Origin of the sequence: Pseudomonas sp. TH34 (genome assembly GCF_016650865.1) — a bacterium.
Lineage (GTDB): Bacteria > Pseudomonadota > Gammaproteobacteria > Pseudomonadales > Pseudomonadaceae > Aquipseudomonas > Aquipseudomonas yamanorum.
The window spans coordinates 533,369-551,734 of sequence record NZ_JAEKFB010000035.1 but is presented as its reverse complement, the minus strand read 5'-3'; the positions used below and the strand labels follow the sequence as shown (position 1 = coordinate 551,734).

General features: G+C 61.9%; 17 protein-coding genes. 9 read left to right on the top strand and 8 right to left on the bottom strand.

What is annotated here, in order from left to right; all coding sequences use genetic code 11:
- The first annotated feature begins 39 nt into the window (after positions 1-39).
- From JFU58_RS31780 to JFU58_RS31765, 4 genes are all read left to right on the top strand, one after another.
- Positions 40-1,050, top strand: coding sequence for a sulfate ABC transporter substrate-binding protein (locus JFU58_RS31780; protein WP_201143088.1), 1,011 nt, complete (start codon positions 40-42; stop codon positions 1,048-1,050).
- A gap of 163 nt (positions 1,051-1,213) precedes the next feature.
- A complete protein-coding gene (gene cysT / locus JFU58_RS31775; protein ID WP_003218141.1) occupies positions 1,214-2,032 on the top strand; it encodes a sulfate ABC transporter permease subunit CysT in 819 nt (272 codons plus the stop codon).
- 13 nt (positions 2,033-2,045) lie between these two features.
- Entirely contained in the window at positions 2,046-2,918 is an 873-nt protein-coding gene (gene cysW, locus JFU58_RS31770) for a sulfate ABC transporter permease subunit CysW (protein WP_017478064.1), read from the top strand.
- 3 nt (positions 2,919-2,921) lie between these two features.
- Positions 2,922-3,902, top strand: coding sequence for a sulfate/molybdate ABC transporter ATP-binding protein (locus tag JFU58_RS31765; protein ID WP_063033633.1), 981 nt, complete (start codon positions 2,922-2,924; stop codon positions 3,900-3,902).
- A gap of 122 nt (positions 3,903-4,024) precedes the next feature.
- Here JFU58_RS31765 and JFU58_RS31760 read toward each other — a convergent pair whose 3' ends face one another.
- A complete protein-coding gene (locus tag JFU58_RS31760) occupies positions 4,025-4,549 on the bottom strand; it encodes an Mpo1 family 2-hydroxy fatty acid dioxygenase (RefSeq protein ID WP_063033632.1) in 525 nt (174 codons plus the stop codon).
- 83 nt (positions 4,550-4,632) lie between these two features.
- Here JFU58_RS31760 and JFU58_RS31755 point away from each other — a divergent pair, with 83 nt between their 5' ends.
- Together JFU58_RS31755 and JFU58_RS31750 are read left to right on the top strand one after the other, a co-directional pair.
- The gene (locus JFU58_RS31755; protein ID WP_093203019.1) at positions 4,633-5,319 is read left to right on the top strand and encodes a Crp/Fnr family transcriptional regulator; all 687 of its coding nucleotides are present in this window, start codon (positions 4,633-4,635) and stop codon (positions 5,317-5,319) included.
- Between the two features lie 38 nt (positions 5,320-5,357).
- On the top strand, positions 5,358-5,723 hold the full coding sequence (locus JFU58_RS31750; RefSeq protein ID WP_003218132.1) for a response regulator: 366 nt from the start codon (positions 5,358-5,360) through the stop codon (positions 5,721-5,723).
- Positions 5,724-5,868: 145 nt separating this feature from the next.
- On the opposite strand, the gene JFU58_RS31745 is transcribed toward JFU58_RS31750, so the two are convergent.
- Positions 5,869-6,873 (bottom strand): AraC family transcriptional regulator, encoded by a 1,005-nt coding sequence (locus JFU58_RS31745; protein WP_201143087.1) that lies wholly within the window; start codon positions 6,871-6,873, stop codon positions 5,869-5,871.
- Between the two features lie 101 nt (positions 6,874-6,974).
- On the opposite strand from JFU58_RS31745, the gene JFU58_RS31740 reads away from it, so the two are divergent.
- Positions 6,975-8,054, top strand: coding sequence for a fatty acid desaturase (locus tag JFU58_RS31740; RefSeq protein WP_093203009.1), 1,080 nt, complete (start codon positions 6,975-6,977; stop codon positions 8,052-8,054).
- On the opposite strand, the gene JFU58_RS31735 is transcribed toward JFU58_RS31740, so the two are convergent.
- Genes JFU58_RS31735 through JFU58_RS31725 form a run of 3 tightly spaced genes read right to left on the bottom strand, consistent with a single transcriptional unit; the run spans position 8,026 to position 12,061 of the window.
- Positions 8,026-9,636: an arylsulfatase gene (locus JFU58_RS31735; protein WP_201143086.1), complete on the bottom strand. Its 1,611-nt coding sequence runs from the start codon at positions 9,634-9,636 to the stop codon at positions 8,026-8,028. The two genes, JFU58_RS31740 and JFU58_RS31735, sit on opposite strands and share 29 nt — an antisense overlap.
- A 14-nt stretch (positions 9,637-9,650) precedes the next feature.
- A complete protein-coding gene (locus tag JFU58_RS31730; RefSeq protein WP_201143085.1) occupies positions 9,651-10,466 on the bottom strand; it encodes an ABC transporter ATP-binding protein in 816 nt (271 codons plus the stop codon).
- Positions 10,463-12,061, bottom strand: coding sequence for an ABC transporter permease (locus tag JFU58_RS31725; protein WP_201143084.1), 1,599 nt, complete (start codon positions 12,059-12,061; stop codon positions 10,463-10,465). The genes JFU58_RS31730 and JFU58_RS31725 overlap by 4 nt, the downstream gene beginning before the upstream one ends.
- A gap of 286 nt (positions 12,062-12,347) precedes the next feature.
- Between JFU58_RS31725 and JFU58_RS31720 the strand changes: the two genes are divergently transcribed.
- Positions 12,348-13,349, top strand: coding sequence for an ABC transporter substrate-binding protein (locus JFU58_RS31720; protein ID WP_201143083.1), 1,002 nt, complete (start codon positions 12,348-12,350; stop codon positions 13,347-13,349).
- Positions 13,350-13,393: 44 nt separating this feature from the next.
- Here the strand turns inward: JFU58_RS31720 and JFU58_RS31715 are convergent, their stop codons facing one another.
- A complete protein-coding gene (locus tag JFU58_RS31715) occupies positions 13,394-14,314 on the bottom strand; it encodes a LysR family transcriptional regulator (protein WP_063033624.1) in 921 nt (306 codons plus the stop codon).
- 183 nt (positions 14,315-14,497) lie between these two features.
- Between JFU58_RS31715 and JFU58_RS31710 the strand changes: the two genes are divergently transcribed.
- On the top strand, positions 14,498-15,403 hold the full coding sequence (locus JFU58_RS31710) for a TauD/TfdA dioxygenase family protein (RefSeq protein ID WP_201143082.1): 906 nt from the start codon (positions 14,498-14,500) through the stop codon (positions 15,401-15,403).
- 68 nt (positions 15,404-15,471) lie between these two features.
- On the opposite strand, the gene JFU58_RS31705 is transcribed toward JFU58_RS31710, so the two are convergent.
- Both JFU58_RS31705 and JFU58_RS31700 read right to left on the bottom strand, forming a co-directional pair.
- Entirely contained in the window at positions 15,472-17,085 is a 1,614-nt protein-coding gene (locus JFU58_RS31705) for an alkaline phosphatase family protein (protein WP_201143081.1), read from the bottom strand.
- A 190-nt stretch (positions 17,086-17,275) separates the two neighbouring features.
- Positions 17,276-18,220 carry a LysR family transcriptional regulator gene (locus JFU58_RS31700; RefSeq protein WP_063033621.1) on the bottom strand — a complete coding sequence of 315 codons (945 nt, stop codon included), beginning with the start codon at positions 18,218-18,220 and terminating at the stop codon, positions 17,276-17,278.
- Positions 18,221-18,366: the final 146 nt, after the last annotated feature.

The window sequence follows — 18,366 nt, the reverse complement described above, 5'->3', positions numbered from 1 at the left end:
AAGAAAAAAGCCAACACCCCAGAATTTCAGGAGCCTTCTATGTCGTCGATTCGCCGTTATGCCCTGGCAGCACTGGCCAGTGCCGTGTTTGCCGGTTCCGCTGTTGCCAAGGATTACGAACTGCTTAACGTGTCTTACGACCCGACCCGCGAGCTTTACCAGGACTACAACGCTGAATTCACCAGCTTCTGGAAGAAAGAGCACCCGGGTGACAACGTCAAGATCCAGCAATCCCACGGTGGTTCGGGCAAGCAAGGCCGCGCGGTGATCGACGGCCTGCGTGCCGACGTCGTGACCCTGGCCCTGGCCGGTGACATCGACGAAATCGCAAAACTGGGCAAGACCCTGCCGGAAAACTGGCAAACCCGCCTGCCGGACGCCAGCACTCCGTACACCTCGACCATCGTGTTCCTGGTGCGCAAGGGCAATCCTAAAGGCATCAAGGATTGGGGCGACCTGATCAAGAAAGACGTTTCCGTGATCACCCCGAACCCGAAAACTTCCGGCGGCGCCCGCTGGAACTTCCTCGCCGCCTGGGCCTACGGCCTGAAAGCCGGTGGCAGCGAAGCCAAGGCCCAGGAATACGTGAAAGAGCTGTTCAAGCACGTGCCGATCCTCGACACCGGCGCTCGCGGTTCGACCATCACCTTCGTCAACAACGGTCAGGGTGACGTGTTGCTGGCCTGGGAAAACGAAGCCTTCCTGGCCCTGAAGGAAGACGGCGGCGCCGACAAGTTCGACATCGTTGTACCTTCGCTGTCGATCCTCGCCGAGCCGCCAGTGGCCGTGGTCGACAAGAACGCCGAGAAAAAGGGCAATACCGAGATTGCCACCGAGTACCTCAAGCACCTGTACAGCCCGGCTGGCCAGGAGATTGCGGCGAAGAACTTCTACCGCCCACGCGATGAGAAAGTCGCCGCCAAATACGCCCAGCAGTTCCCGAAACTGGACCTGGTGACTATCGACAAAGACTTCGGCGGCTGGAAAACTGCCCAGCCGAAATTCTTCAATGACGGTGGCGTGTTCGACCAGATTTACTCGGCGCAGTAAGCAAAATCAAACTGTAGGAGCCAGCTTTCTGTGGGAGCCGGGCTTGCCCGCGATAGCATCACCTCGGTGTAACTGATACACCGGGGTGCCGGCATCGCAGGCAAGCCAGCTCCCACAGAAGCTCGCTCCTACAGTGGTATCTACCCGCTAACCAAGGACTCTTATGTCGCGTCGTATCTCCCCCGTCATACCCGGCTTCGGGCTGACGCTGGGTTACACCGTGGTGTACCTCAGCCTGATCGTACTCATCCCCCTGGCGGCGATGTTTGTACACGCCGCTCAACTCACTTGGGATCAGTTCTGGAACATCATCTCCGCACCCCGTGTGCTGGCGGCGTTGAAACTGAGCTTCGGCACTGCGTTGTATGCCGCGATCATCAACGGCGTGATCGGTACCCTGCTGGCCTGGGTGCTGGTGCGCTATACCTTCCCCGGGCGCAAGATCATCGATGCGATGATCGACCTGCCGTTCGCCCTGCCCACCGCCGTCGCCGGTATCGCGCTCACCGCGCTGTACACGCCCACCGGCCTGGTAGGCCAGTTCGCCGCCGACCTGGGCTTCAAGATCGCCTACACCCCCTTGGGTATTACCCTGGCGTTGACCTTTGTCACTCTGCCATTCGTGGTGCGTACCGTGCAGCCGGTGTTGGCCGATATCCCCAGGGAAATCGAAGAAGCGGCCGCCTGCCTTGGCGCCAAGCCCTTGCAAGTGTTCCGCTACATCCTGGTACCGGCGCTGCTGCCTGCCTGGTTGACCGGCTTCGCCTTGGCGTTTGCACGAGGTGTCGGTGAGTACGGTTCGGTGATCTTCATCGCCGGCAACATGCCGATGAAAACCGAGATCCTGCCGCTGCTGATCATGGTCAAGCTCGACCAATACGACTACCACGGCGCCACATCCATCGGTGTGCTGATGCTGGTGGTTTCCTTTGTCCTGCTGCTGCTGATCAACTTGCTGCAGCGGCGTATCGAACACCCATAAGGAGGCGCGGAACATGTCCCAATCGTCTATTTCCGCCGCGTCCTCGGCCAACGCTGCCCGTCGTGGCAGCGCGGTGTCCCGACGCATCCTGATCAGCCTTGGCTGGCTGGTGTTCTTCCTGTTTTTGCTGCTACCGCTGTTTATCGTGGTGTCCCAGGGCCTGAAGAATGGCCTGGGTGCGTTCTTCACCGCGATCCTTGAGCCGGACGCGCTGTCGGCGCTGAAACTCACGGTGATCGCCGTGGTGATTTCGGTACCGCTCAACGTGGTGTTCGGCGTCAGCGCCGCCTGGTGCGTGAGCAAGTACTCGTTCCGTGGCAAAAGTATCCTGGTGACCCTGATCGACCTGCCGTTCTCGGTCTCGCCGGTGATCGCCGGCTTGGTCTACGTGTTGATGTTCGGCGCCCAGGGCTTCTTTGGCCCGTGGCTGCAGGACCATGACATCCAGATCGTGTTCGCCTTGCCGGGCATCGTGCTGGCGACGATCTTCGTCACCGTGCCATTCGTGGCCCGTGAGTTGATCCCGCTGATGCAGGAACAAGGTACCCAGGAAGAAGAGGCCGCGCGCCTGCTGGGCGCCAACGGTTGGCAGATGTTCTGGCATGTCACCGTGCCGAACATCAAGTGGGGCCTGATCTACGGCGTGGTGCTGTGTACCGCGCGGGCCATGGGTGAGTTCGGTGCGGTGTCGGTGGTGTCCGGCCACATTCGCGGCGTGACCAACACCTTGCCGCTGCACGTCGAGATCCTCTACAACGAATACAACCACGTCGCCGCGTTTGCCGTCGCGAGCCTGTTGCTGATCCTGGCGCTCTTCATCCTGCTGCTCAAGCAGTGGAGCGAGAACCGTATTAACCGCCTGCGCGCCGGTGCGGCTGAGGAATAAGTCATGTCGATCGAAGTCCGTAATGTCAGCAAGAATTTCAACGCCTTCAAGGCCCTGAACAGCATCAACCTGGACATCCAGAGTGGCGAGCTGGTGGCGTTGCTGGGCCCGTCCGGCTGCGGCAAGACCACCTTGCTGCGGATCATCGCCGGGCTCGAAACCCCGGATGCCGGCAGCATTGTGTTCCACGGTGAAGACGTTTCCGGCCACGACGTGCGTGATCGCAACGTCGGCTTTGTGTTCCAGCACTACGCCCTGTTCCGCCACATGACCGTGTTCGACAACGTCGCGTTCGGCCTGCGCATGAAACCGAAAAACCAGCGCCCGACCGAAAGCCAGATCGCGGTAAAAGTCCACGAGTTGCTGAACATGGTGCAGCTCGATTGGCTCTCGGATCGCTACCCGGAACAACTCTCCGGCGGCCAGCGCCAGCGTATCGCCCTGGCCCGCGCTTTGGCGGTAGAACCTAAAGTGCTGCTGCTGGATGAACCGTTCGGTGCCCTGGATGCCAAGGTCCGTAAAGAACTGCGCCGCTGGCTGGCGCGGCTGCACGAAGACATCAACCTGACCTCGGTGTTCGTGACCCACGACCAGGAAGAAGCCATGGAAGTGGCGGACCGCATCGTGGTGATGAACAAGGGCGTGATCGAGCAGATCGGCTCACCGGGCGAAGTCTACGAAAACCCGGCCAGCGATTTCGTTTATCACTTCCTTGGGGATTCGAATCGTCTGCACTTGGGTGAAGACAAGCACGTGCTGTTCCGCCCGCATGAAGTGTCGCTGTCGCGCCATGAGCTGGAGGACCACCACGCGGCTGAAGTGCGTGATATTCGCCCGCTTGGCGCGACCACCCGGGTGACCCTGAAGGTCGAAGGCCAGAGCGAGTTGATCGAGGCAGAAGTGGTGAAAGACCACGACAGCTTGACCGGCCTGGCGCGGGGCGAGACGTTGTTCTTCAAGCCCAAGGTCTGGCAAAAAGCTTAAGAACACTGCAAAACCCCTGTGGGAGCTGGCTTGCCTGCGATAGCATCACCTCGGTATGCCTGAGACACCGAGGTGCCAGCATCGCAGGCAAGCCAGCTCCCACATTTAGCTTGTGTTGCTTGTCAGGCCGTGGCGTTCTTGTGCCGCACGGCCACCGGCCCCGAACGCTCTTCAATCTGCCGCTTCAGGTCATGCCGCAGCCCCACCAGAAACGCCAACTCCGCCACCACAAACAACGGCCCCACGATCAACCCGGACACGTCATCGACAAATGCCGGCTTGCGCCCCTCGTAGTAATGCCCCACAAACTGGATCACCCAGCCCACCACGAACATGCCGATGCCGCTGCTCAGCCACACCAGCGTGCTTTGCGCCGCCAGCACATGCCCGGCCCACACCGACAGGCCCATCAGCACCGTCATCAGCACACCAAGTGCCAGCTCCAGACGCAAATAGAACCACGCCGAGAACAGTGCCAGCAGCACCGCAGGCGACAGCCAGAGCCCGGCCACCGTCCATTCGGGGCGCGACAGCAGCACGGCCACCGCCACCACAATCAGCGGGATGCCGATAAAGTGGCTTGCGATGTTGCGCGGGTCGCGGTGGTAGGCGGCGTATTGACTGAGATGGTCGACGAGGCTTTTCATTGTTGTTCCTCCTGTAGGATGTTTGATCATGCCCTGTAGGCCCGCGACACACTGTCAACTGGCCGACAATCTTCGGAGTTCGCATGGATGTAGAGAAATGGCACCCACGGTTGGCCACCGGTCACTGGTACAGCCATCTGCCTGATGATCTACAGAATAGCTTGCTGACCAGCGCCCGGTTGCGGCAGCTGACGGCGGGGCAATACCTGTTCAAGCGCGGCGACCCGCCGTGTGGGTTGTACGCGGTGCTGGAAGGCTCCTTGCGCATCAGCGCGGTGAACGAGCAGGGCAAGGAGGCGGTGTTGAGCCTGGCGGAGTTGCCGTACTGGTTCGGCGAGATCTCCCTGTTTGACGGGTTGCCCCGCACCCACGACGCCTGCGCGGTCGGGCCTTGTACGTTGTTGCAGGTGCCGCAACCGGCGTTGCTGCAGATCCTCGAAGAGACTCCGCGTTACTGGCGCGACATGGCCCTGTTGATGAGCCAGAAGCTGCGCCTGACCTTTATCAATATCGAGCAATTGAGCCTGATGCCGGCGTCGGTGCGGGTGGCGCACCGCTTGTTGATGATCGCCGAAGGCTACGGCGACATCGAGCAGGCCCGACACGTACTGCAACTGCCCCAGGAAGACCTGGCCGCGATGTTGAGCCTGTCGCGCCAGACCACCAATGCGTTGCTCAAGGACCTGCAAGGCCAGGGCATCGTGCGCCTGGGCTATGGCGAGATCGAAATCCTCGACCCGCAACGTTTGCGCGAGGCGGCGCACGCCTGAGGGTGGTAGCCTGCGTTCACGATTATTCGAGGTGTGTTATGCGCGTCCTGCTAGTGGAACACGAGTCAGAGGCGGCCGAGGCGATGGGCCGCAGTCTTGAAGAGGCCAGTTACACGGTGGAGGTGGCGGCCAACGGCATGGCGGCCCTGCGCTTTGTGGAAAGCACCGAATACGACCTGGTGATCCTGGATGTGATGCTGCCGGGGCTGAATGCCTGGAAGCTGCAGCAGGCGATTCGGTTGAAGGGTGAGACGCCGATGCTGTTCTTGACCACTCCCGACGGGATTGAAGACCGGCTGCGTGGGTTGGAATTGCATGAGGACGATTATTTGCTCAAGCCGTTTGAGGCCCGGGCGTTGGTGGCGCGGGTGAAGAAGGTGTTGAGGCGGGATCGGGGGCGCTGACTGATTCTGGCTTTTGTGGTGTTTGATCGACCGCTTTCGCGAGCAAGCCCGCTCCCACATTTGACCGCATTCCAAAGGATGTACTCGGTCAAAAGTGGGAGCGGGCTTGCCCGCGAAGAGGCCCTTACAGCCACCGCAACTCCAGCTACCTCAACCCATCCCGAAACTGCCCCGGCGTGATCCCGGTCCAGCGCTTGAACGCCCGGTTGAAGCTGCTGGTATCGGCAAACCCCAGCAAATGACTGATCTCCGCCAGCGAACACTCGGGATCCCGCAGGTGCAGCAGCGCGAGGTTCTCCCGGCACTCATTGAGCAGCGCATCAAACCGGCAGCCCTCGTCCGCCAAGTGCCGCTGCAAGCTGCGCAAACTCAAATGCAACGCCTGGGCGATGCGCTCGGCGCTCGGTTCACCGTCAGGTAACTGCGCTTCGATGGCCGAACGCACCTTGCGCTCCCAGGTCAGCGGCCGCAGTTGCGCCAAGGTGCGCTTGAGCACGGTTTCGTTGTGTTCGGCCAACTCCGGGTTTGCATCGTCCAGGTGACTGTCAAAGTCCTGGGCGGCGAATTCCAGACGGTCTTCCTCGGCGGCGAAAAACACGGGTGCACGAAACACCGTGTGCCACGGCTTGGGATCGGCCGGCTCGGGCCGCCGCAGGTACACCGCCAGCGGCGCATATTCGCGCCCCAGTCGATTGCGGCAAGTGCGCACGTAAATCGCGGCGAACGCATCAATCGCTTCAAACGCTGGCGCGGGTGTGCCGGCAGGCTGTTGCAGGCGAAAGCGGTAACGTTCGCCCTCCCGGCTAAGCTCCAGGCTCAGGGCGTCGCTGACCACCTGGTGATAGCGCACGATCCGCTCGAACACTTCCCGCAGGCTGCCGCTGGCCACCAGCGCATAACCCAGCGCATGGAACGTGGTGGGGCTGACAAACCGCGACACCCGCAAACCAATCGCCGGGTCGCCACTGGCCTGCACCGCCAGTTCCCACAGGCGCGTGGTGGCCGACAACGGATAACGTGCGTTGGGATCGTCCATCAACTGCGGGTCAAGCCCCGCCTGGGCGCACAACGCGGCGCTGTCGAGGCCCAGGGCGTCGAGCTGCTTGCGCAGGGCGCGGGTCCAGCTGGCGAGGGAGGTCGGTTCGGTCATGTTGATTGGCGCTTGCGGTCAACAGGTTGGCGTGTGGGGCTAGCGTCCCGCCAGATCGCATAGGGCAGGATGTACGCATCAATAAGACAGAGGATGGAAGCATGGACGGTACTTCTGCAAGCCCCCGGCAGATGAACGCACAACAGCGTTCAGCGCATATTCGTGAAGTGGTGCTGGCCGAGGGTCAGTTATTGCGTCAGCGCCACCCCTGGCTGCTGCATCAGGACGCGTTGGGCGCGGGCATCCTGACCTTTGCCCTGATGGGCATGCTGGGTTCGGCGGCGCTGTATATCACCGGGCACATGGCGTGGTGGGTGTGCCTGCTGCTGAACGCGTTCCTGGCGTCGCTGACCCACGAGCTGGAACACGACCTGATCCACAGCATGTACTTTCGCAAGCAGCGCCTGCCCCACAACCTGATGATGGGCCTGGTGTGGCTGGCGCGGCCCAGCACCATCAACCCCTGGGTACGGCGCCATATCCACCTCAATCATCACAAGGTTTCCGGCAGCGAAACCGACATCGAAGAGCGCGCAATCACCAACGGTGAACCGTGGGGCCTGGCACGCTTGCTGATGGTCGGCGACAACATCATGTCGGCGCTGATCCGGGTGCTGCGGGCACCGACCTGGAAGCACAAGCTGGGCATTCTCAAGCGCACGGCGCTGGTCTATGCGCCGTTGGCACTGCTGCATTGGGGCGCGTGGTATGTGTTCCTGGGCTTTCATGCCGCCAATGGCATCGCCAGCCTGCTGGGCGCGCCAATCGACTGGTCAGCCAACACCCTGGCAGTGATGCACATCGTCGACATCGCCGCCGTGGTGATCATCGGCCCCAATGTGCTGCGCACCTTTTGCCTGCACTTTGTCAGTTCCAACATGCACTACTACGGTGACATCGAGCCGGGCAATGTGATCCAGCAAACCCAGGTGCTCAACCCGTGGTGGCTGTGGCCGTTGCAGGCGTTCTGCTTCAACTTCGGCAGCACCCACGGGATTCATCATTTCGTGGTCAAGGAGCCGTTCTACATCCGTCAGATGACGGTGAAAACGGCGCACAAGGTGATGGCTGAGATGGGCGTGCGCTTCAACGATTTCGGCACGTTTGCCCGGGCCAATCGGTTTGAGCGCGCGGCCCATTCATCGGTGGCGATCAATCCGGCTGAAACGGCGACGCGCTGAGGATCACCCCGGTCTCTTCGACGTACTGCTGCCAGTGGCCGATCAGGGTCGCCAGCTTTTGCGGGTGGCTTTGGGCAAGGTCATGGATTTCGCCGGGGTCCTGGCCCAGGTCGTACAGTTGCCAGGTGGCAGGCCCCACGGGGCCCGGGATGTACACGGCTTTCCATTGGCCCTGGCGAATCGCCCGGCGGCCAAACAGCTCCCAGCCGGTGACGGTGTGTTCGTCATGCACCTGTTCGGTCTCGCCGGACAGGAACCCCAGCCACGACTTGCCACGCAACGGCGCAACCGGTTTACCGCGCCACTGTTTGCCTGGATGGCGCACGCCGGCGAGGTCGAGGATGGTCGGCGTGATGTCCATCACCGTGCCGAAGCCATGGCTGATCCGGCCCTTGAGGGACAACTGCGGGTAATGCACCAGCGCCGGCACGCGGATCCCGCCTTCGGTGGTAAACGCCTTGAACAGCCGTGACGGCGCGGTTGCGACTTGAGCCCAGGCCGGGCCGTACCACACGTAGGAATTGGCGCGGCCGATGTTCTCCAGGCGGTTGTCGTAATGCTGGTTGAGGTAGGTCAGCAGCTCCGGGCCGAATTTGGGGAAGGCTTCCAGCAGGGCACCTTCGGCACCGTTATCCGACATGAACAGGATAAAGGTGTTGTCCAGTTGCCCTTGTTTGCGCAGGTACTCGACCACCCGGCCGATGTTCCAGTCCATGCGCTCGACCATCGCTGCATACACTTCCATCGCCCGCGCCGACACCTGGCGTTGCTCGTCGCTCAGGGCCGCCCACTGGGTGTTCAATTCGATCAACGGATGGGGTTCCACATCCGCATCGATCAGCCCCAGCGCCTTGAGTTTTTCCAGGCGTTCCAGGCGCAACACTTCGGGGCCGGCATCGTAGCGGCCACGGTATTTGTCGACGATCTCTGCGGGGGCCTGCAACGGCCAGTGCGGGGCAGAAAACGGCAGGTAAGCGAAGAACGGCCGGGTCTGGTCCCGTTCCTTGAGGTACTGCAGCAGCTTGTCGCCAAAGGCGTCGGAGGAATAGAAATCCTTGGGCAACTGTTCGACGAAGGTGTCGTCCTCGATGTACAGCGCCGGGGTGGATTTGAGCAGCCCTGGCGTGGTGTCGTCGTAGGTCGGTTCGAACCCATAGTGGTTGGCCGCCCCCGGCAACAGCGAGAACGAACGCTCGAAACCCCGGGCATGGGGCGCCAGCTCGGCGGTCAGGCCCAGGTGCCATTTGCCGCTCATCAGGGTCTGGTAACTGGCGTCGCGCAGCAGCTCCGGCAGGGCGACCACTTTGTCGTTGAGGTAGCCCTCGTAGCCCGGTTTGCCGATCAGCTCCGGGGTGAGCGCCTCGGCCATGGTGCCGATCCCGGCGATATGGTGGTCGGTGCCGGTGAGCAGCATCGAGCGGGTCGGCGAGCAGGTGGGCGCGGTGTGGAAGTCGGTCAGGCGCAGGCCGTTGAGTGCCAGGGCATCGAGGTGCGGCGTGGCGATTTCGCCGCCGAAGGCTCCGAGGTCGGAGAAGCCCATGTCATCGGCCAGGATCACTAAAAAGTTGGGACGTTGCGGCATCAATACGCTCCTCGTTAGCAGGCAATAAAGGCCAGGGGCAGGTTGCGGATCTGCTCGCGCACCGGTGGCTGGTAGTGGTCGTCGCTGATCAGTTCGTGCAGCAGTTCTTCACGCAACTGGTGGAAGTCGAAGCTGCTGCGCTGGCGCGGATGGGGCAGGGCGATGTCCACTACCTGCTTGATCCGCCCTGGACGGGGTTCCATCACAACGACGCGGTCGGCGAGAAAAATCGCTTCTTCCACATCGTGGGTCACCAGGATCGTGGTGATTTTCGCCCGTGCGCGGATGGCCAGCAGCTCGTCCTGCATCTGCTGGCGGGTCAGGGCGTCGAGGGCGCCGAAGGGTTCGTCCAGCAGCAGGATGCGCGGGCTGGCCACCAGGCCGCGGGCAATCGCCACCCGTTGCGCCATGCCGCCGGACAGCTGGTGCGGGTAGGCGCGGGTGAAGTCGGTAAGGCCCACCAGCTCGATAAAATCGCCAATGCGCTGCTGTTTTTCGGCGGCGCTCAGGGGCCCGTTGACCAGGCCCAGGCCGATGTTTTCTTCCACCGTCAGCCAAGGGAACAGACGGTGTTCCTGGAACACGATGCCGCGCTCGCCACCGATGCCGCTGACGGCCTTGCCATCGACGCTGATCTGTCCTCGAAACTGCGTGTCGAGGCCCACCAGCAAGCGCAGCAGGGTGGATTTTCCACAGCCGCTGGAGCCGACGATGGCGACGAATTCACCTTCGGCAATATCCAGGTTGAATTCGCGGATGGCCTCCAGTTCGAAGCCGTCGACATCAAAGGATTTGCCCACATGGGCGAAGCTGACGATAGGTGCGTTCATGCGTGTCTCCAGCGCGTGGCGCGGGTTTCGATGCGTTGGCCGATAAGGTTGAGAGCGGCGCCGGTGAGGCCAACCAGGAGCATGCCGCTCATGATCAGGTCCATGCGCAGCAGTTGCTGGGCACCGATCATCAGGCTGCCGATGCCGCCGTTGGACGGCATGAAATATTCAGCGCCGATGGTGCCCAGCCAGGCGTAGATCAGGCTCAGGCGCAGGCCGGCAAAAATCCCCGCAGCCGCACCCGGCAGCACCAGCTGACGCAGGCGCTGGCCGAGGCTCAAGCGCAAGACCTGGGCGGCTTCATTCAGTTGCGGCGACAGATTGAGCACGCTGCGTTGGGTGGCGATAAACAGCGGAAAGAACGCGGCCAGGGCGATGAACACCCACTTGGCCAGTTCGCCGAGGCCGAACCAGGCGGTGAGCAGCGGTACCCAGGCGAAAATCGCAATCTGGCGCAGGGCGGCGAGGGTTGGGCCGAGCAGCCGTTCACTGGTGCGCGACAGGCCCAGCAGCAAGCCCACGAGGAAGCCCAGGCCGCCGCCTAGCACCAAGCCGCCCAAGGTGCGCCCGAGGCTCAGGGCCAGGGCGCTGACCAGGCTCATGTCCAGCACTCCGGCCACGGTGGTTTGCAGGACTGCCCATGGGCTGACCAGGATGTTCGGATCCACCCAGGCTTGCTGTGTTGCCAGTTGCCACAGCGCTACTAAACCCAGCGGCAGCAGCCATGGTTGCAGGCGTTGCCAGCTTTGGTAGCGCGGGCCACGGCGAATCTGTGCGGTGGCCGGATGCGGCCAGTGCACCCACTTGCGGTCCAGCCAGCCGACGCCGCGGTCCATGACCACGCCCAGCACGCCGATCACCACGATGCACACGAAGACGATATCCAGCATGAACAGTTGCCGCGCCCAGACCATCAGGTAGCCGATGCCCTCACTGGAGGCCAGCAGTTCCACGGCCAGCAACGAGGTCCAGCCGGCGGCCAGGGCCAGGCGCACACCGGCCATGAACGCCGGCAGTGCGGCCGGCAGAATCAGGCGACGGATCAACAAGTGAGAAGGCAGGCGCAGCACCCGTGCGGCTTCACGCAGGCCGGGCTGGGCGTCGCGCACCCCCACCAGCGTATGCAGGGTGACCGGCACCACAATCGCCTTGACCAGCACCACCAGCTTGAGGGTTTCGCCTATCCCGAAAAACACCATGAACAGCGGGATCCAGGCCAGGGTCGGGACTTGCGACAAAGCGCTGAACGTCGGGAACACCAGGCGCTCGGCTCGGGGACTGAAACCCAGCAGCGCCCCCAGCAATGCACCGGCACTCACCCCCGCCAGCAAGCCCCAGAACAGCCGTTGCAGGCTGATCGCCAAGTGGCTCCATAATTCGCCGCCGGCCAACTCCACCGCGCTGCTCCAGACCAGCGACGGGGCGGGCAGAATCTGCTCGCTCATCCAATGATTGCGGCTGGCCAACCACCACAGCGCGAACAACACCAGCGGCAGCAGCCAGGGCAACAGGCGGTCGCCCAAGTGCGGCCAAAGTGGCTGCCGCCCTTGGGCAGGGGCCGCCAGTGGCAGGCTCAACAGCGAGATTCGGGCCATGGATGACCTCCGTTGTCCGGTGGGCTTTATGTTTTTTTGATCTTATAAACAAACAATCAAGACGATTTAGGGATAAGAAAAACCATTTAAAGCCGCTACCCGATACGCATCCAATGCATTTGAAGAATATTTTCCATGCTGTTGATGCATAGCCTTCTGGGGCCTGCGTTTGGCTGCCTATAGATCTGAAAGCTATTAAATTGTGAATTTATAGTATTTAAAGTTTTGATCCGCTTATGCCTACTTTCTGCTCCCCAGGCTACCGCCGCCCTCAGGAGCACCCCCTATGAAGCTGCCCTTCAAACGCTTGATCACACTGGTTGCCGGCACGGCGTTGGCCGGGCTGGTGCAGGCTGCCGACCTCAAGGAAATTCGCATCGCCGTGCCCGACCTCACCGCCGGTACTCAACACAGCGGCGGGGGTGTAGTGGACGTGCTGCGCCAACAGCAGATTTTTGAAAAGGCTTTCGCCGACCGGGGCATCAAGATCCAGTGGAATTTCTTCAAGGGCGCGGGCCCCGTGATCAATGAAGCCTTCGCCAATGGCCAGGTGGACCTGGCCTATCTGGGCGACCTGGCGGCAATCATCGGCAAATCCAACGGCCTCGACACGCGCCTGTTGAGTGCCAGCGCCCGAGGCGTCAAACATTACCTGGGGGTGGTGCCGGGTTCGGGCATCAAGACCCTGCAGGATCTCAAGGGCAAGCGCGTTGCGGTGTTCCGCGGCACTGCCAGCCAACTGTCATTCGACAGCGCTCTGGCCAGCCAGGGCTTGAGTGAAAAAGACCTGAAAGTCATCAACCTGGACTTCAACGCTGCCGTCGCCGCACTGGCCGCCAAGCAGATCGACGCGACCTGGGGCAGTTCGGGCCTGAGCGCGTTGCAAGCCAAGGGCCTGGCCGAAATCCCGCTGAGCACCAAGGACCTGGGCGACGCCGGCAGTATCCAGAGTGTGCTGGTGGGCAGCGGCAAGTTTGTCGATGAGCATCCTGAAGCCGTGGCCACGTTGCTCAAGGCGCAGCAGCAAGCGGTGCAATGGCTGACCGATGACAACAACAAGCAGGCCTACATCCAGTTGGTGTCGGGGCTGGCGAGTTATCCACCGGTGATCCTGACCAATGATTTGAAAGACCAGAAACTCAGCGAGATTTTCCCGTCGACCCTCGACCCGGTGTTCCTCGCCAAGTTGCAGGACAAAGTGGATCTGGCATCGCAGCAACGGTTGATCCGCAAGCCGTTCCAGGTGAGCGATTGGGTGGCGCCGAAGTTGGCGGCCGCCGGCATCTGAAGCCCCCTAATGCAAGCTACGTGGGAGGTGAGTGGGGCGGTGCGCTAGACCGCCACACTTACTTCGTGTTGATCCACTGCCACCAGCGTCTCGATCATCGCCTTGGCCGCCGGCGACAAGCGAAAGCCGGTGCGGCTGACGATCCCGCAACGGGCATTCAGGCTCTCGAGGTTTTGCGGCAGGTTGCGCCAGTGCAGCAGCACCAGTTTGCCTTTGGCAATGTCCTCGGCAAACGCCTCCTCGGTGCCCACGCCAATGGCATTGGACTGCAACACGATCTTCACCAGGGCCGGGAAGTGTTCGGTGTGAATGCTCGGTGAGAAATCCATGCGCCCGCTGAGATTCGCCAACAGTTTGCGAGTGCCTTGGGAAATCAGCGGCGCGGCCAACGGGTAATCGAACATGTCGTTGGTCGACAGGCTGTCCTTGGCCAGCAGCGGGTGCCCCGGCCGGCAGAAAAACACCCCGCGTTTGGGCGTCAGCGGCCGGGTCTGAAAGTTCGGGTCGGACTCGAACTGGCGGATGTCGGCGATAAAAAATTCGATCTCTTCGCGGCTCAGGCTGCGGCTGAGTTTTTCCCAGTTATCCACCTGGAAACTGGTGCGGATTTTCGGGTGCGCGGTGATAAAGCGCGCCACCGCATCCGGCACCAGTTTCACCGCCGGCGCCGGGCCGCAACCGAAGCGTAATTCGCCCGCATCCAGCTTGGTCATGCGCGTGACTTCGCTGCTCAACAACGCCGCGCCGTGCACCAGGGTCAGCGCATGTTGAAGCACCACCTGGCCTTCGGGCGTGGGGCGCAGGTCCTTGTTGCCCCGGTCCACCAGCACGCAGCCGAACTCCTGTTCCAGCCCCTGGATGCTGCGGCTGAACGCCGGTTGGGTGATGCCCATGGCGTCGGCGGCACGCACAAAACTGCGGTGTTCGTTGAGGGCAATGAAGTAGCGCAGTTGGCGAAGATCCATATGCTTTCCTGGCATTTGAAAAATAGGTCGAAGGCATTTGCGACCGGGGGAGCTGAGGTTTTAAATGCAAGCTCTTATTCCGTCAACGAAGCATACGTTCATTTGCTAGACCTAAAATGCATATGAATAGAGCGTTGTTGCACGCTACTCCCAACCGAAAGCTGGCACATGAGGGTCATCACCATGAGCAACGCCGCACTAGCTGTTCAACCCGTCGCCCTGGCGCTGGATATCCACCCGGTGGCCGGACGCATCGGCGCCGAGATCCGTGGCATCACGTTATCCGGCGGGCTGGACGCCGCCACAGTGGAAGCCATCCAGCAGGCGCTGGCGCAGTACAAGGTGATCTTCTTCCGCGAGCAGACCCACCTTGATGACCAGAGCCAGGAAGCCTTCGCCCACTTGCTTGGCGAGCCGATTGCCCACCCCACCGTACCGGTGCGCGACGGCACGCGGTTCCTGCTGGAACTGGACGGTGCCCGTGGCCAGCGCGCCAACTCGTGGCACACCGACGTGACCTTCGTCGATGCCTACCCGAAGGCCTCGATCCTGCGTTCGGTGCTGGCGCCAGCCTCCGGTGGCGACACCGTCTGGGCCAACACCGCGGCGGCCTACAACGACCTGAACGCCGAACTGCGGGAGCTGGCGGACAAGCTCTGGGCCGTGCACAGCAATGAATACGACTACGCCGCGCGCAAGCCGGATGTGTCGCCGGAGAAGCTGGAGGAGTACCGCAAGATCTTCACCTCGACGGTCTACGAGACCGAGCACCCGGTGGTGCGCGTGCACCCGGTCAGCGGCGAAAAGACCCTGCTGCTGGGACACTTCGTCAAACGCCTGAAGGGCTATTCACAGGTGGATTCGGCGCACCTGTTCAACCTCCTGCAAAGCCATGTCACGCGCCTGGAAAACACCGTGCGCTGGCGCTGGAACACCGGCGACGTGGCGATCTGGGACAACCGCGCCACCCAGCATTACGCAGTGGACGACTACGGCACCCAGGAACGCATCGTGCGCCGGGTAACGCTCAAGGGCGATGTACCGGTGAGTGTGCAGGGGCAGCGTAGCCAGACCACCCGCGGTCTATAACTTCAACGCAAACGCCTGTGGCGCGGGAGCAAGCTCCCTCGCCACAAAAGCTTATCGGTCGTTTCGGGTCACCAGACCCCGATCTGCACCACCTTCTCCGCTTCCGGCTCTCCATACCTGAACCGTTGGCCACGCAGATCAATCTCGGCGTGGCTGATGGTGGTGCGCCGTTTCAAGCCTCGCAGCCATTCAAACAGATAACCCCGATGCGCCTCGCGCACATCCGCGTGCGCCGGGTCGGTACCCAGGTCGTGCAATTCCTGCGGGTCATTCTGCAAGTCGAACAACTGCGCGCGGTAACCGTCGTAGGCCAGGTATTTCCAGCGTTCGCTGCGCACCATGGTCATGCGACAGCGGTCGATGGGTTGGTCGAGGCGTTCCCGGGCCGGGGCCTGGAAGGCGTAGTCGTATTCGGCGATGGCGTAGCGGCGCCAGGTGATGTTTTCACCGTGCAGCAGCGGAATCAGCGAGCGGCCTTCCAGGCGGTGTTCGGCACCGGGTAATCCCAGCGCTTGCAGGAATGTCGGCAGCGCATCGATGGTTTCCACCAGGCGCTCGTCCACCGAGCCACGGCTGATATCGGCGGCAGCCCGAGGGTCGCGCACGATCAGCGGGATGCCTACGGCGGGCTCCAGCAGGAATTCCTTTTCACCGAGGAAATGATCGCCGAGGAAGTCGCCGTGATCGCTGGTAAACACGATCAATGTGTCGTCCCAGCGGCCATTGCTTTCGAGAAAATCAAATAGCCGGCCGAGTTGATCGTCCACCTGCTTGATCAGGCCCATGTAGGTCGGGATCACGTTAAGTCGCACTTCATCCCGGGAAAAATTCAGGCTCTCCTGGTGCTGGCGGAAAGCGTGGTACACCGGGTGATCACTTTCCTTTCCAGGCGCTGGCCGAATCGGTGCCTGTACATGCTCAGCCGTATACAACGCGTGGTACGGCGCCGGGGCGATGTAGGGCCAGTGCGGCTTGATGTACGACAGGTGCAGGCACCACGGTTGCTCACCTTGCTCGGTGATGAAGTCGATGGCGCGGTCGGTGGTGTAGACGGTTTCCGAGTGCTGTTCGTCCACCCGCGCCGGCAGGTGAGCGTTGCGCATGTGCCAGCCGCTGAGGATTTCCCCAGATTCGCCGGCAGCCGCATTCGCCCATTCGTGCCATGGATTGGTGCCGTCGTAGCCCCGTTCGCGCAGGTAGTGGGTGTAGGGCGCGGATTCACGTTTTTCGGTGAACAGCGGGCTGTCGGGGAAGATGCCGTCGTGACGGAAATAGGCTTCGAAGCCCACCTCATTCAGCGGTTGGGCCTGGGCACTGTCAGGGTCGATGTCCAGGCGTTGCAGGGCTTCGAGATTGGGCGTGGCGTGGGTCTTGCCCACCAGTGCGGTGCGGATGCCGTGGGGCCGCAAATAGTCACCGATAGTCAGTTCTTCCAGGGGCAGTGGCACGGCGTTCCAGGCCACCTGATGGCTGCTGACATAGCGCCCGGTATAGGCCGACATCCGCGACGGGCCGCAAATCGTGCCCTGGGTGTAGGCCCGGCTGAAGCGCACGCCGGCGGCGGCCAGGCGATCGATGTTGGGGGTGTGCAGATGGGCATGGCCATAGCACGAAAGGTAATCGCGGCGCAGTTGGTCGCACATGATGTACAGCACGTTGCGCACGGGTTTGGGTTGGGACATGAGGCTTCACCGAACGGAGGACAGGCGAACGATTTCGCCGCCTGGCAGGCCTTGAAGCAAGTGCATTTGGGGAATGGGTTTTATGCAGTGGGTGCATGGGTGTGGCGACTGGTGCTATCGCAGGCAAGCCAGCTCTCACATTTGAGATGCATGCCCCTGTGGGAGCTGGCTTGCCTGCGATAGCGGTCGCTCAGACAGCAAAATTCTCCAGCGCACACACCTCTTCATCCTGCTCATCAATCACCTTGATCTGCTCGATCATCGCCTCCGCCAGCGGTGACAGCCGATACCCCGCGCGACTGACAATCCCATAGCGGGTGTAGCGCTCCTCCAGGTCTTCCGCCAAACCCTCAATCCGCAGGCACACCAGCTCGCCACGGGCCATGTGCAGCACGTCGCTGTTGGCGCTGACGATGCCGATAGCGTCCGAACGCAGCACCACGCCCAGCAGGCTGTACCCGTTTTCGCATTCGACGTTGGGCGTGTAGTCGGGTCGGCCGCTGAGGTCGACGATGACCTTGCGCAGGTTCGGCGGGCGAATCGTCACCGCCAGCGGATAGCTCATCAACTGTGCCGCGGTCACGCTTTCCAGCTCCGCCAACGGGTGCCCGGCGCGGCAGCAGAAGTGCCATTTGCGCGGGCGCAAGCGGTGGGTCTGGTAATCCGGGTGGGCCTCGAAATGCCGGGTGTCGGCGACGAAAAATTCGAACTCTTCGCTGAGCAGGCGCTTGCTCAGGCTTTGCCAGTCGTCCACCTGGAACTGCACCCGGGCCTTGGGGTAGCGCCCGATAAAACTGCCGATGGCTCTGGGGATCAATCCGGCAGCGGGCGCCGGGCCGCAACCGAAGCGCAGCTCACCCGCCTCCAGCCCGTTGAACTGGCTGATCTCATTCGCCAGTTGCTGGGCGCCACTGACCAGCCGCCGTGCATGCTCGAGCAGTACCTGGCCTTGTTTGGTCGGCGCCAGGTCCTTGCGCCCACGGTCTACCAGCTGGCAACCGGCACTGAGTTCCAGCGCTTGAATGCTGCGGCTGAAGGCCGATTGCGACAGGTTCACGGTCACCGCTGCCGCGACAAAACTGCGTTGCTCGGCAAGGGCGATGAAGTGGCGAAGTTGGCGCAGGTCGATATGCATTTTTCACATTGAAAATATCGGGGAAATGCATTGGCTATGCATTAGGTCGACTCCTTATAAAGGCTATCTCTTATGCAGTAAATGTTTGTAAAAACATAAATAAATAGCCTTTAGGAATATGCGATCCAGCGTATTTCCTGACACCG